This is a genomic window from Stenotrophomonas sp. SRS1, from assembly GCF_026130205.1.
Classification (GTDB): domain Bacteria; phylum Pseudomonadota; class Gammaproteobacteria; order Xanthomonadales; family Xanthomonadaceae; genus Stenotrophomonas; species Stenotrophomonas rhizophila_B.
In genome coordinates this window covers 295,209-307,990 of sequence record NZ_JAINFD010000004.1, presented here as the reverse complement: position 1 = coordinate 307,990, position 12,782 = coordinate 295,209, and the positions used below count along the sequence as shown (strand labels likewise).

The window sequence follows — 12,782 nt, the reverse complement described above, 5'->3', positions numbered from 1 at the left end:
GGGCGCAGGCGCGGAGAGGCAATCGCCGGCCGCTTACGGGCCCGGAATGTCACCCGGCAGCGGCGGAACGGTCGTGGGGTGGCCGTCGGCATCCAGGGCGATCATCACGAAGTGCCCGCGCGTGCAGAGCTTGCGCTCACCGTTGTGCAGGTCTTCGGCGATCAGTTCGACCTCCACCTTCATCGAGCTGCGGCCCACTTCAACGATGCGGCCGACGGTTTCGACCATCTGGCCGATGCGGATCGGCAGCTTGAAATCGACCTGGTCCGAGCGCGCAGTGACCACGGTGCGGCGCGAGTAGCGGGCCGCGGCCAGGAACGCCGCCTTGTCCATCCATGCCAGCGCCTGGCCACCGAACAGAGTGCCCATGTGGTTGGTGTGGTTGGGGAACACGATCTCGGCCATGCGGACTTCGATGGGCGGGACGGTTTCAGGGATGGGGGTCATGGCGGGGGCCGGGAATGTGTGTGGGGTGGCGCGGATGATACGACAGGGGGTGGTTGGGCGCGTAGAGCTTGGAGCGCTTCCTTTTCTATCGGCTTGAGGAGGTCTGTCGTTGCGCGGTGGGGAGAGCGGCTTTGGCGAGTGCTTACGCGACGTGGTGTGGGAGAGAAAGAGCAGCCGAGCATGGCTCGGCTCTACCCAATGTGTGGATATCAAACGCTGCATTGATGGTCAGCGCGCGTTGGTAGCAACCGCCTTTCCAACCGCAATGGGAGATCCGTGAGAAGTGACCCGGGCAGGCGAATGCAGGACCGTTGGGCCGCATGGATGCGGCCCACGAGCCTACACGGACGTATTTACGGCGGGTCCAGCATTCGCCTGCCCGGGTCACTTCTACTCGCAGCATCCGGACGCCAACGCTCTTGCTTCAACGCTTCAACGCTTAAGCGACTAAAGCGGGAAACGAAAAAGCCCCGGAACATGTCCGGGGCTTTTCGACATCACGACGTAAGCGTCAGATCAGAACGACATATCGAACGACACTTCGCCCTTCACGCCCACCTGGTAGGCCGACGAACGACGCTCGAAGAAGTTGGTCAACTCCTGCACATCCTGCAGCTCCATGAAGCTCAGCGGATTGCGCACGTTGTACTTCTTCTCCATGCCCAGGCGATGGAAATGATTGTCCGCGCAATGCTGCAGATACTGGCGCATGTCACGCGTCGAAATGCCCGCCACACCACCCGACAGCACGTCTTCGGCGAACTGCACTTCGCACTCGATCGCATCGGCCAGCATGTCGTAGACCTCCTGCTTCATCGCGTCGTCGAACAGGTCCGGCTCTTCCTCGCGGATCACGTCCACGCACTCGAAGGCGAACTCCATGTGCGCGCTCTCGTCGCGGAACACCCAGTTGGTGCCCGAGGCCAGACCGTTGAGCAGACCGCGCGAACGGAAGTAGTAGACGTAGGCGAAGGCCGCGAAGAAGAACAGGCCCTCGATGCACGCCGCGAAGCAGATCTGGTTGAGCAGGAACTGGCGACGCTCGTCACGGGTCTCGATGCGCTTCAGGTTCTGGATCGAATCGATCCACTTGAAGCAGAAGTCCGCCTTCTTCTTGATCGAATCGATGTTCTCCACCGCGTCGAACGCCTTGGCGCGCTCGTCCGGATCCGGCAGGTAGTTGTCGAGCAGGGTCAGGTAGAACTGCACGTGCAGCGCTTCTTCGTACAGCTGGCGCGACAGGTACATGCGCGCTTCCGGCGCGTTCAGATGCTGATACAGGTTCAGCACCAGATTGTTGGACACGATCGAATCGCCGGTGGCGAAGAACGCGACCAGGCGGTGGATCAGGTGGCGCTCGCCCGGCGACATCTTGCCGTGCAGGTCGCTGATGTCGATCTGGAAGTTGATTTCCTCGACCGTCCAGGTGTTCTTGATCGCGTTGCGATACATGTCATAGAACTGCGGGTAGCGCATCGGGCGCAACGTCAGTTCAAAACCTGGATCGAGCAGCATTTGAGCAGGCTTGTCGGCCATGGTGTTTCGTCCTTCTTGGCGACTACCGACCAACGGTCGGCAGCTACCGAATGTGTGATGTTCCGTCCGTGCACCCGGCGGTGCCGGCCCGGTGGGCCGGCACGCCTTGTTTACTGGCACGCCTCGCAGCTTTCCGGGTTTTCCAGCGAGCAGGCGACGGCTTCGACCGGGGTGTAGCTGCTGACGGTCGTCTTGGCGATCTTGGTCGCCGGGCGCGAACGCAGGTAGTACGTGGTCTTGATGCCCTGCTTCCAGGCGTACATGTACATGGAGGACATCGCGCCGATGTTCGGGCTTTCCATGAACAGGTTGAGCGAGGCGGACTGGTCGATGAACGCCCCGCGCTCGGCGGCCATGTCGATCAGCGAACGCATCGGCAGTTCCCAGGCGGTGCGGTACACGTGGCGCAGCGTTTCCGGAATCTGGGTGATGCCCTGGATCGAGCCTTCGGCCAGCTTGATCGCGTCGCGCATTTCCGGCGTCCAGTGGCCCAGCTTCTTCAGCTCGTTCACCAGGTAACGGTTGACCTGCAGGAAGTCGCCTGACAGCGTTTCGCGCTTGAACAGGTTGGACACCTGCGGCTCGACGCACTCGTAGCAACCGGCGATCGAGGCGATGGTGGCGGTCGGGGCGATCGCGATCAGCAGCGAGTTGCGCAGGCCGTGTTCCTTGATGCGCTCACGCAGGGCATCCCAACGCGCGGTGTCTTCGGGCACCACGTTCCATGCATCGAACTGCAGCTCGCCGCTGGCCGCACGGGTGTCGGCGAAGGACGGGTGCTTGCCGCGTTCCTGGGCCAGCTCGCACGAGGTTTCCAGCGCGTGGAAGTAGATCGCTTCGGCGATCTTCTTCGACAGCGCGCGGGCTTCGGCACTGTCAAAGGCCAGACGCTTGCGGAAGAACACGTCCTGCAGGCCCATGCAGCCCAGGCCGACCGGACGCCAGCGCAGGTTGCCGCGGCGGGCGGTTTCGATCGGGTAGAAGTTCAGGTCGATCACGCGGTCGAGCTGACGCACGGCCAGGCGCACGGTGTCGGCCAGCTTGTCGAAATCGAACTCGCCGTGGGCATCGAAATGGTTGCCCAGGTTGATCGAGCCCAGGTTGCACACTGCGGTCTCTTCGGCCGAGGTGATTTCCAGGATTTCGGTGCACAGGTTGGACAGGTGGATCACGTTGCCCGGACGCAGGGTCTGGTTGCTGGCGCGGTTGCACTTGTCCTTGAAGGTCATCCAGCCGTTGCCGGTCTCGGCCAGGGTACGCATCATCCGCGAGTACAGCTTGCGTGCGGAGATCGTGCGCTGGGCCTTGCCCTGGGTTTCGGCCTGCAGGTAAGCCTGCTCGAAGGCTTCACCGAACAGATCGGTGAACTCGGGCACCACGCTCGGATCGAACAGCGACCACTCCTGGTCGGCCTCGACGCGCTGCATGAACAGGTCCGGGATCCAGTTGGCCAGATTCAGGTTGTGCGCACGCCGCGATTCGTCACCGGTGTTGTCACGCAGCTCGAGGAAATCCTCGATATCGGCGTGCCAGGTTTCCAGGTACACACAGGCCGCGCCCTTGCGCTTGCCGCCTTGGTTGACCGCCGCCACGGACGAATCCATGGTCTTCAGCCACGGCACGATGCCGTTGGAATGACCGTTGGTGGACTTGATCAGCGAACCGCGCGAACGCACGCGGCTGTAGCTGACGCCGATGCCGCCGCTGAACTTGGAGAGCTGGGCGATATCGCCGTACTTGGCGTAGATCGACTCCAGCGAATCCTGCGGCGAATCCAGCAGGAAGCACGAGGACAGCTGCTCATGCGTGGTGCCGGAGTTGAACAGGGTCGGGCTGGACGGCAGGTAATCCAGGTTGCCCATGCGCTTGTACAGCGCCAGGGCTTCGGGCACGTCTTCGCTCAAGGCGCTGGCGATGCGCAGGAAGAACTGCTGCGGGGTCTCGATCACCTTGCGGGTGTGCGGATGGCGCAGCAGGTAACGGTCGTACAGGGTGCGCAGGCCGAAGTAATCGAAATGCAGGTCCAGGGTCGGATCGATCGCGTCGTTGAGCTTGCGCGCGTTGACCTGCACGAAATCGAGCAGGCGCGCGTTGATCAGGCCCACTTCGTGGCCGCGGCCGACCGACTGCGAGAACGCATGGATTTCCTGGCCGGACACTTCCTTGGCGATGAAGTTGGCCAGCAGGCGCGCGGCCAGGCGACCGTACTCCGGCTCCTCACCGATCAGCAGCGCCGAGGTGCGGATCGACAGTTCGTCCAGCTCCTGGGTGGTCGCGCCGTTGTACAGGCCGGAGATGGTGCGGGTCGCCACACGCATCGGATCGACCGCATGCAGACCCTCGGCGCAGCGCTGTACCGCGCGCACGATCTTGTTCAGGTCCACCAGTTCGGTCGTGCCGTTGCGCTTGGTCACGCTCATGGCGGTCGCCGTCGGCGGCGAGGTCAGCAGGAACTCGCTTTCCTTATCGATGTCAGTGCTGGTTTCGATGCTCACGGCGTTTTCCTCTGGGCGTGATTGGAAGTAGTACAGCGTCGCCTGCGTTGCAGGCCGAACCGGCGCACGGATCTACAGGGTGGACCTGCGGCGTCGCAGGAGCCGCGACAGCGCAGGCAGGCCTGCGGGCGGTTTCCCCTGCGTCACCGGTCCTCTCCCCCGGAGAGTCGTGCGACCGGCACCACACGCTGTACGTGCGTGCGGTTGTCAGTAGGTCTTCAGGCCATCGGCGTGAAGGCAATACACCCGTCGACTTGTGGTCGGCGGGACCGACGGCCACAAGATAGTGGGGGTACCAGGTGTCGTCAACGCCAAATGTAGTGAATTTCCCTAATCCCTTGTGGCGCAAGGACCGTGCCCGAACAGCGTCCGACGAACGGTCTGGACCCGTCGAAAGCGAGTGCGCAGTCAAGGCCAAAACGTCGATGGCGGATGCGATGCAGGGTCGCGAAAAACGGAACAGCGGGCCTCACGCAGCCCTAACGAATGGCCGCCGGTCAGGGTGACTTCCGACCCGCGCCGGGGTGGCTGCGGGGTGCCACGCTCAGCTTGCCTCCTTTAGATGAACGCGACCATGCGCCTGCCCCTGACCGGATGTCTGTTGCTGGGCCTCGCCCTGAACGGTACCGCTGCTGCCGGCGAGAGCAAGGCGCCGGCGCTCTCCTCGCGCCAGTGCGGGATGAGCACGCCTTACAACGTACTGGTGGACAGCGGCGGGATCTGGCTGCGCAACCGCGAGCAGGTGCCGGCGGAGATCTTCTTCCACGATGGCGAGCTGAACATCGATCGCCAGCCGATCCCGGTCAGCGCTGCCGACGCCCAGCGCCTGCGCCAGCTGGAATGGGGCACCCGCCAGTTGGTGCCTGCCGTGGCCGGGGTGGCCGGCGAGGCCACGGACATCGCCTTCGACGCGCTGGGGGCCACGGTGGAGATCATGACCGGCAGCCGCCGCAAGGCGCGCGAAGTGGACGGGCTGCGCAAGGATGCCCACGCGTACGTCGGCCGTACCCTGGGCCGCGGTATCTGGGAGCAGGACCTGTTCGGCGAGCAGTTCGAGGCGCGCATCGAGCAGGCGGCCGAATCGATGTCGGCCTCGCTCGCCCGCGGCGTGATGTGGACGATGCTGACCGGCGGATCGGGCCGGATCGAAGCCCGCGCCGAGAAGATGGAGGCTGACCTGGAGCGCCGCATGGAGGCACGTGGGCAGGCGCTGGAGGCACAGGCCCAGTCGCTGTGCACGCAGGTGCTGGCGCTGGATGCGATCCAGCAGTCGCTGGAGGTGCGCTACCAGGGCAAGCCGCTGGCGATGATGGTGATGGACCGCGAGGAGGACGCGGCACCGCCGATCGCGCACGAACAGCCGCGCGGGGACGCGTTGGTGCTGCCCCCGTTGTAGAAAACATCCACGCCCGGCGCGGAGTTACGCGCGGTGCGGGGTGCCCAGGTACTCGGCGCTCTGCATTTCGATCAGGCGCGAGGCGGTGCGTTCGAACGCACCCTGCAGCCGGACGCCCGAATACAGCCCGACCGGTGAATCGGTCGCGGTGCAGACCAGGTTGACGTGGCGGTCGTACAGCTCGTCGATCAGGTTGACGAAGCGGCGCGCGGCATCTTCGTTGAGTGTGTCGAAGTGCGGGATGTCGCCGAGCAGCACGGTGTTGAACTCGTGCGCGATCTCGATGTAATCCGAGGGGCCACGGGGGCCTTCGCACAGCGCCTTGAAATCGAACCAGACAATGCTCTTGCCGCGGCCACGCACCGGGATCTTGCGCGCCTCGATCTCGATGTTGCCCGCCTTGGCCGGCTGCCCACCGCTGAGCTCGGCCCAGCGGCCGGCCAGCCAGGCATCGCTGCCGGCATCGATCGGGGACTGGTACACCGGCGAGCGGGTCAGCGCGCGCATGCGGTAATCCTCGGTGCCTTCGGCGTACAACTCCACGCAGTAGGTCTGCAGCAGCCCGATCGCGGGCAGGAAGCTGTCGCGCTGGAGGCCGTTGAGGTACAGGTTTTCCACCGCCGTGTTGGAGGTGGTCACCAGGGTCACGCCCTCGGCGAACATCCGCTCGAGCAGGCGCGCCAGCAGCATCGCATCGCCGATGTCGGTGACGAAGAATTCGTCCAGCACCAGCACGCGCAGTTTGCTGCGCCACTCCTGGGCGATCTTCGCCAGCGGATCGCTTTGCCCCTGGTGCTCGCGCAGGCGCTCGTGGATGCCGCGCATGAAGCGGTGGAAATGGGTGCGGTACTTCTGCTCGATCGGCAGCCCGTCATAGAACAGATCGACCAGGAAGGTCTTGCCGCGCCCCACCCCGCCCCAGAAGTACAGGCCCTTGACCGGCTCGGGCTTCTTCCAGAACGCGGAGAGGCGATCCAGCCAGCCATCCTGGGCGCTGTCGACCAGCGCGAGATGGATGCGGTCCAGCTCGGCCAGGGCGGCGTGCTGGGCCGGGTCGTTCTGCCATTCGCCCCGGGCCACGCCATCGGCGTAGCGCTGCGACGGGGTCATCACGGTGTCGCTCATGCCGCGTCGGGGGCGGGGTTGGGCAGCCACTGCTTGACGCCATGGATGAGCGCGCCGCGCAGGTCGACGATCTTGCGGTGGAAGAAGTGGCTGGTATCGGGCATGCGCACCAGTTCGTGCGGTGCGTCCAGGCCGTCCAGCCAGTCATAGACCGCCTGCGGATCGACGATCTCGTCTTCCTCGCCCTGGATCACCAGCCACTGGGCCGGGGGCTGCATGCCCTCGAAGTCCCAGCGCCCGGCGGGCGGCGCGATCGAGATCAGCGTGGTCGGCTGCAGGTCGCCCGCCGCGCGCAGCGAGACGTACGCACCGAAGCTGAAACCGGCCAGCCACAGGTCCTGGCCCGGCCGCTGTGCACGGACCCAGGCGGCGACGGCCTTGAGGTCGTCCTGCTCGCCCACGCCGTTGTCGAACGTGCCGGCCGAGTCGCCGACGCTGCGGAAGTTGAAGCGCACGGTGGCGATGCCCAGGTCGCGCAGCGAGCGCGCGGCCATGGTCACCACCTTGTTGTGCATGCTGCCGCCCTCGGTGGACAGGGGGTGGCAGACGATCGCCACCACCGGCTGTACCGCGACATCGGCCTCGGGCAGATCAACCACGACATCCAGCGGACCGACCGGTCCGTCCAGCGTCAGCGCACCGCTTTCTTGGGGAAATGGGGGATTGTGCATGGCGTCATAATACCGTCCCTCCGCGTGCTTCACCGCCGCCTCCGCCGGATCCGTACATGCACTTTCTGGTTTTCAGCGTTCTCTGCAGCGTGCTGGTGTCGGTCCTGCTGAAGCTGGCGCCGCGCCAGCGGCTGGACATGCCGCAGGTGGTGACCTGGAATTATCTGGTCGCCAGCGTGCTCAGCGCGGTGCTGCTGCAGCCCTCGCTGGCCTCGCTGCAGGCCGCGCATGCGCCGTGGGCCGCCCTGCTCTGCCTGGCCGTGGCGTTGCCGGCGATCTTCCTGATGATGGCCCGCGCAGTGACCCGCGCCGGGATCGTGCGCAGCGATGTGGCCCAGCGGTTGTCGCTGCTGCTTTCGCTGCTGGCTGCGTTCCTGGTGTTCGGCGAGACCGCCAACGGCTGGAAGCTGGCCGGCCTGGGGCTGGGCCTGCTGGCGATCCTCGGGATCAGCGTACGCCCGCGCGCCGGCGCGGCCGAGCCCAGCGGCGGACGGGCCTGGCCATGGCTGCTGTCCGTCTGGGTGGGCTATGCCCTGGTCGACATCCTGCTCAAGAAGGTGGCGTTGTCGGGTACGCCTTCGATGGCGGCACTTCTGGTCAGTTTCAGCCTGGCCTTCGTGCTGATGCTCATCCTGCAGCTATGGCGCCACCTGCGCGGCATCGCCCGCCTGCAGTGGCGCAACCTGGCCGGCGGCGCCCTGCTCGGCCTGCTCAACTTCGGCAACATCCTGTTCTACGTGCGTGCCCACCAGCATCTGCCGGACAGCCCGGCGGTGGTGTTCGCCGGCATGAACATCGGCGTGGTGGTGCTGGGCGCGCTGGTGGGCATCGTCGGTTTCGGCGAGCGCACCAGTGTGTGGAACCGGGTGGGCCTGGGGTTGGCCGTGGTGGCGATCGGCTTGATCGCGTGGGGAACGTGGTAACCGACTGATGCGGTGCCGGCCAGCGGCCGGCACTACCAAGGCAACGCGCCGGTGACCGGGCACACCGGCGTCCCGGCGCACCCGTGCGGGATCAGCGATCAAACCCCAGCAACAGCGGATCATGGTCCGAGCTGCGCCACGAGCCCGCTTCGTTGCGGTCGCGGTAGCCGACATCGTCGGCCTCGTCGGCATTGATGTGCCACTCTGCCGCCGCGCGCAGGCGCTTGGCCATGCCCGGGCTCAACAGCGCATGGTCCAACCGGCCGGTCATGCCGTTGTAGACATAGCTGTACGGTTGTTCGACCTTGGCCACCGCGAACGCATCCCGCCAGCCGGCCGCGTGCAGGGTGCGGATCGGGTCTTCCATCGCGTAGGCGTTGAAGTCGCCCAGCAGCACCGCATCGCGGGTACCCGCACCGGTGGGGTCGGTCGCCAGCCACTGGTCCAGCAGCGTGGCCGAGGCGACCCGGGTGGCATTCCAGCAGGCCTGGCCGTCCTTCTGATCGGCATCGGCGCCGGTCGCTTCGGAGCAGCCCTTGGATTTGAAATGATTGGCCACGACCACGAACGGCGCGCCCTTGCCCGCACGGAAGGCCTGCGCGAGCGGCACGCGGCTGCGCTCGCCGAAGGGCTCCTTCTCCAGCACGGCGGGGGCGCCGACCGGGGTCACGCGCGACGCGCGATAGATGATGCCGACCCGGATCGGGTTGTCACCCGGGCCCTGCTTCGCGTCGATGAAACGCCAGTCGGCCCCCTGGCCCCGGTCGGCATTGAGCGCATCGACCAGCTGGGCGATCGCCGACTGCGGGCCGTAGCCATCGTTCTCCAATTCCATCAGCGCGGCGACATCGGCGCCGAGCGCGTTGATGGTGGCGACCAGCTTGGCTTTCTGCGCGTGATGTTCGGCCAGCGTCCGGGCGCCACGCAGGGTCGGGTAACCGCCGCCCTGGCCGTCGCCATTGAAGAAGTTCTCCAGGTTGAACGCGGCCACATGCAGGGCCCCGGCCACCACCGGTACGGCCGGGCGCTCCAGCGCCGGCAGGTTCAGCGGGCGGGTCACCTGCAGGCGGGTGTTGCCCTTGGCATCGACGCGGACGATGCCTTCGATATTGCGCAGGACCATGCCGGTGCGCAGGTTCGCGGCCGCCGGCAGGTAGGCCACCGGGCCGGGATCCCGGGCGTCGCTGCCATCGTCCAGCACCAGCCGGCGATGAAGGTTGTCGGCCACCTCATGGGCGTGCTCCGGGCTGCCGGGTGCGGCCACTTCGCTCGGCTGCCACAGGCGACCCCCGAAGGCCACGGTCAACTCCCCAAAGCGCGACAGGCCATCGGTGCCGGCCAGGGTCAGCGGCGCGGCGATGCGGACCTGCTGACCGTCCAGCGTGCGCCAGTCGGTGGGCGGCGCGGTCAGGGTGACCGTGGCCGACGTGGTCGGCGCCGGACGCACCTGCGGCGAGGTGGCGGGCTGCGGCTGGGCGGCATGGACCGCGCCGGACAGGGCCAGCGCGAGAGCGAACACGAGGGGGGTACGGCGCATCGGAAGCAGGACTCCAGGGAAGTGCGACAAGGCTAACCATATAAAGTGAAACGCCGCCCTTCGGCGGCGTCGGTGACCTGATCCGGCAAAGCCGTTATTTCAGGTTGGCCAGCATCCAATCGACCGTGGCATGGATCTGCTCCTCGGTCAGCGCCGGATTACCGCCCTTGGGCGGCATGATGCCACCGTCCGGGCCGGTATAGCCCTCCACCGCATGCTTGTAGAGCGTGTCCTTGCCCTGGGCGATGCGCGCATCCCAATGCCCGTGATCCAGCGTCGGCGCCTTGCCGACGCCATTGGTATGGCAGGCCGTGCAGAGGTTGTCGTAGATCACCTTGCCGTCAGTGGTGCCACCGTAGGCGACCTGCGAGGCGGCTTTGACCAGCGCGGCGGCCTGGGCCGCGGCCTGGGCGGCGGCACCGGTGCTGCCTGCGTACACCGCACCGGCCGGCGCGATGCGCTGTTCCGTGCGTTTGGCCGCCATCGGCGAGACTTCAGGGGGAATGCTGGTATGCAGGTAGGCCGCGAAGATGATGAGGCCGAGTGTGATGGCCATCAGCAGCGCGATGACCATGGAGAAGCGTTTCAGGAACTCGAGGTCGTAATTCCGCACTCTCTATACCCCTGGCTGGTAGTCGTTGGACCACGGCTTGTCGGCCGAGTATGACCAGCGTCGGCGGCGCTGCGCAAGCGACCGCCCGGTGTCGCAATGCAGCATCGGCGCGACTCAGGCTCCGGCGGCACGCAGGCAGAAAACACAGATCGACTCGACCAGCGCATCTTCATCGCCGTGCGCGTCGCGGCTGAGTGCGGTCGGGCCGACCAGCGCCTCGGTGAACGCCCCCACGATGCAGGCCGCCGCGACATGGGTGTCCTGCTGCGGGAAGGTGCCTGCCTCGACGCCATCGGCGACGATGCGCCGGAACACATCGCCGAACAGACGGCGGCAGCGGATGCGCTCGGCTTCCACTTCCGGATCGACCGGCTCGGCGATGAAGGCATAGGCCAGCCCGGGCCCGGCCAGCGCGCGCCGCACGAAGGCGGTGATCGCCCGGCGCAGGCGCTCGGGCGCGGGCAGCGGCTCGGCCGCGATCGCCTCGAAGATGCGCAGCTCATGCTCGACAGCGGCGGTCAGCACCTCCACGAACAGTTCGGCCTTGGAGGGGAAGTGCCGGTAGATCAGGCCGGTGGACACGCCGGCTTCGGCCGCCACCGCGGTCACCGGGGCGTTGCGGTAGCCACCGGCCGCCACCAGCACACGGGTCGCCAGCAGGATGCGTTCGCGGGCGCCGGCAAGGCGTTCTTCCATCAGGGCGGAGCGTTTATAGGCCATTTGTTGATTCTATGTTCAATTTTTGAATTTGTGTTCACTTCTTTGTCGAACCCGGCTACGCTGGGGGCACATCGCCCGCGGGACGGCCCTGTCAGCCCGTCCATCCCTCCCGGCGCGTCCCATCCCTTGTTGTTGCGGAGTCGCCCATGCACGTCCCGACCATGAACTTCGATCTCGGCGAAGAGATCGACCTGCTGCGCCAGAGCGTGGCCCATTTTGCCTCCGCTGAAATCGTGCCGCTGGCGGCCCAGGCCGACGAAGAGAATCTGTTCCCCAATGCGCTGTGGCGCAAGCTCGGCGAGCAGGGTCTGCTCGGCCTGACCGTGGAAGAGGAATACGGCGGCAGCGGCATGGGCTACCTCGCGCATGTGGTGGCGATGGAAGAGATCTCACGCGCCTCCGGTGCCATCGCGCTGTCCTATGGTGCGCACTCGAACCTGTGCGTGAACCAGCTGCGCAAGAACGGCAACGAAGAGCAGAAAAAGCGCTACCTGCCCGGCCTGTGCAGCGGCGAGCTGGTCGGCGCACTGGCGATGAGCGAACCGGGCGCCGGCTCGGACGTGGTGTCGATGAAGCTGCGCGCGGACAAGCGCGGCGATCACTACGTGCTCAACGGCAACAAGATGTGGATCACCAACGGCCCGGATGCCGATGTGCTGGTGGTCTATGCCAAGACCGATCCGGATGGCGGCGCCAAGGGCATCACCGCGTTCCTGATCGAAAAGGGCATGAAGGGCTTCTCCACGGCGCAGAAACTGGACAAGCTCGGCATGCGCGGCTCCAACACCTGCGAGCTGGTCTTCCAGGATTGCGAAGTACCCGAAGCCAACGTGCTTGGCGTGGTCGGCGGTGGCGTCAAGGTGCTGATGTCCGGTCTGGACTATGAGCGCGTGGTGCTCTCCGGTGGCCCCCTCGGCCTGATGGCTGCCGCGATGGATGTGGTGATGCCGTACGTGCACGAGCGCAAGCAGTTCGGCGAGGCGATCGGCACCTTCCAGCTGATCCAGGCCAAGCTGGCCGACATGTACGTGGGCCTCAACGCCTGCCGCGCCTATGTCTACGCGGTGGCACGCGCCTGCGACCAGGGCCGCACCACGCGCCAGGACGCGGCCGGCGCGATCCTGTATTCGGCCGAGAAGGCCACCTGGCTGACCGGCCAGGCGATCCAGATCCTGGGCGGCAATGGCTACATCAACGAGTACCCGACCGGACGGTTGTGGCGCGATGCCAAGCTGTATGAAATCGGCGCCGGCACCTCGGAGATCCGCCGCATGCTGATCGGCCGCGAACTATTCCAGCGCACCAAGTAAGGGCCCCGC

At 66.1% G+C, this 12,782-nt stretch carries 11 protein-coding genes; 3 read left to right on the top strand and 8 right to left on the bottom strand.

What is annotated here, in order from left to right:
- Window positions 1-33: 33 nt before the first annotated feature.
- The 3 genes from K4043_RS16405 to K4043_RS16395 all read right to left on the bottom strand — a co-directional run bounded on the left by K4043_RS16405 (window position 34) and on the right by K4043_RS16395 (window position 4,478).
- Window positions 34-447: an acyl-CoA thioesterase gene (locus tag K4043_RS16405; protein ID WP_265309957.1), complete on the bottom strand. Its 414-nt coding sequence runs from the start codon at window positions 445-447 to the stop codon at window positions 34-36.
- 516 nt (window positions 448-963) lie between these two features.
- Entirely contained in the window at window positions 964-1,983 is a 1,020-nt protein-coding gene (locus tag K4043_RS16400; RefSeq protein ID WP_121044332.1) for a ribonucleotide-diphosphate reductase subunit beta, read from the bottom strand.
- 110 nt (window positions 1,984-2,093) lie between these two features.
- The gene (locus K4043_RS16395; RefSeq protein ID WP_259260539.1) at window positions 2,094-4,478 is read right to left on the bottom strand and encodes a ribonucleoside-diphosphate reductase subunit alpha; all 2,385 of its coding nucleotides are present in this window, start codon (window positions 4,476-4,478) and stop codon (window positions 2,094-2,096) included.
- Between the two features lie 574 nt (window positions 4,479-5,052).
- On the opposite strand from K4043_RS16395, the gene K4043_RS16390 reads away from it, so the two are divergent.
- Window positions 5,053-5,874 (top strand): YggN family protein, encoded by an 822-nt coding sequence (locus K4043_RS16390; RefSeq protein WP_265309956.1) that lies wholly within the window; start codon window positions 5,053-5,055, stop codon window positions 5,872-5,874.
- A gap of 24 nt (window positions 5,875-5,898) precedes the next feature.
- On the opposite strand, the gene zapE is transcribed toward K4043_RS16390, so the two are convergent.
- On the bottom strand, window positions 5,899-6,999 hold the full coding sequence (gene zapE, locus K4043_RS16385; protein ID WP_123731093.1) for a cell division protein ZapE: 1,101 nt from the start codon (window positions 6,997-6,999) through the stop codon (window positions 5,899-5,901).
- Window positions 6,996-7,670 carry a CocE/NonD family hydrolase gene (locus tag K4043_RS16380; protein WP_123731092.1) on the bottom strand — a complete coding sequence of 225 codons (675 nt, stop codon included), beginning with the start codon at window positions 7,668-7,670 and terminating at the stop codon, window positions 6,996-6,998. The genes zapE and K4043_RS16380 overlap by 4 nt, the downstream gene beginning before the upstream one ends.
- Before the next feature lie 56 nt (window positions 7,671-7,726).
- Between K4043_RS16380 and K4043_RS16375 the strand changes: the two genes are divergently transcribed.
- The gene (locus tag K4043_RS16375; RefSeq protein WP_265309955.1) at window positions 7,727-8,593 is read left to right on the top strand and encodes an EamA family transporter; all 867 of its coding nucleotides are present in this window, start codon (window positions 7,727-7,729) and stop codon (window positions 8,591-8,593) included.
- Window positions 8,594-8,684: 91 nt separating this feature from the next.
- Here the strand turns inward: K4043_RS16375 and K4043_RS16370 are convergent, their stop codons facing one another.
- The 3 genes from K4043_RS16370 to K4043_RS16360 form a co-directional block, all read right to left on the bottom strand.
- Window positions 8,685-10,130, bottom strand: coding sequence for an ExeM/NucH family extracellular endonuclease (locus K4043_RS16370; protein ID WP_265309954.1), 1,446 nt, complete (start codon window positions 10,128-10,130; stop codon window positions 8,685-8,687).
- 94 nt (window positions 10,131-10,224) lie between these two features.
- A complete protein-coding gene (locus tag K4043_RS16365; RefSeq protein WP_046272290.1) occupies window positions 10,225-10,743 on the bottom strand; it encodes a c-type cytochrome in 519 nt (172 codons plus the stop codon).
- A gap of 114 nt (window positions 10,744-10,857) precedes the next feature.
- Window positions 10,858-11,463: a TetR/AcrR family transcriptional regulator gene (locus K4043_RS16360; RefSeq protein ID WP_265309953.1), complete on the bottom strand. Its 606-nt coding sequence runs from the start codon at window positions 11,461-11,463 to the stop codon at window positions 10,858-10,860.
- Window positions 11,464-11,609: 146 nt separating this feature from the next.
- Here K4043_RS16360 and K4043_RS16355 point away from each other — a divergent pair, with 146 nt between their 5' ends.
- Entirely contained in the window at window positions 11,610-12,773 is a 1,164-nt protein-coding gene (locus K4043_RS16355; RefSeq protein ID WP_265309952.1) for an isovaleryl-CoA dehydrogenase, read from the top strand.
- The last annotated feature ends 9 nt before the right edge of the window (window positions 12,774-12,782 follow it).

Excerpts from the sequence above, each read along its gene's own strand:
- K4043_RS16405 (WP_265309957.1), bottom strand. The coding sequence starts at position 447 with ATGACCCCCATCCCTGAAACCGTCCCGCCCATCGAAGTCCGCATGGCC.
- K4043_RS16400 (WP_121044332.1), bottom strand. The coding sequence starts at position 1,983 with ATGGCCGACAAGCCTGCTCAAATGCTGCTCGATCCAGGTTTTGAACTG.
- K4043_RS16390 (WP_265309956.1), top strand. The coding sequence starts at position 5,053 with ATGCGCCTGCCCCTGACCGGATGTCTGTTGCTGGGCCTCGCCCTGAAC.
- zapE (WP_123731093.1), bottom strand. The coding sequence starts at position 6,999 with ATGAGCGACACCGTGATGACCCCGTCGCAGCGCTACGCCGATGGCGTG.
- K4043_RS16380 (WP_123731092.1), bottom strand. The coding sequence starts at position 7,670 with ATGCACAATCCCCCATTTCCCCAAGAAAGCGGTGCGCTGACGCTGGAC.
- K4043_RS16375 (WP_265309955.1), top strand. The coding sequence starts at position 7,727 with ATGCACTTTCTGGTTTTCAGCGTTCTCTGCAGCGTGCTGGTGTCGGTC.
- K4043_RS16370 (WP_265309954.1), bottom strand. The coding sequence starts at position 10,130 with ATGCGCCGTACCCCCCTCGTGTTCGCTCTCGCGCTGGCCCTGTCCGGC.
- K4043_RS16360 (WP_265309953.1), bottom strand. The coding sequence starts at position 11,463 with ATGGCCTATAAACGCTCCGCCCTGATGGAAGAACGCCTTGCCGGCGCC.
- K4043_RS16355 (WP_265309952.1), top strand. The coding sequence starts at position 11,610 with ATGCACGTCCCGACCATGAACTTCGATCTCGGCGAAGAGATCGACCTG.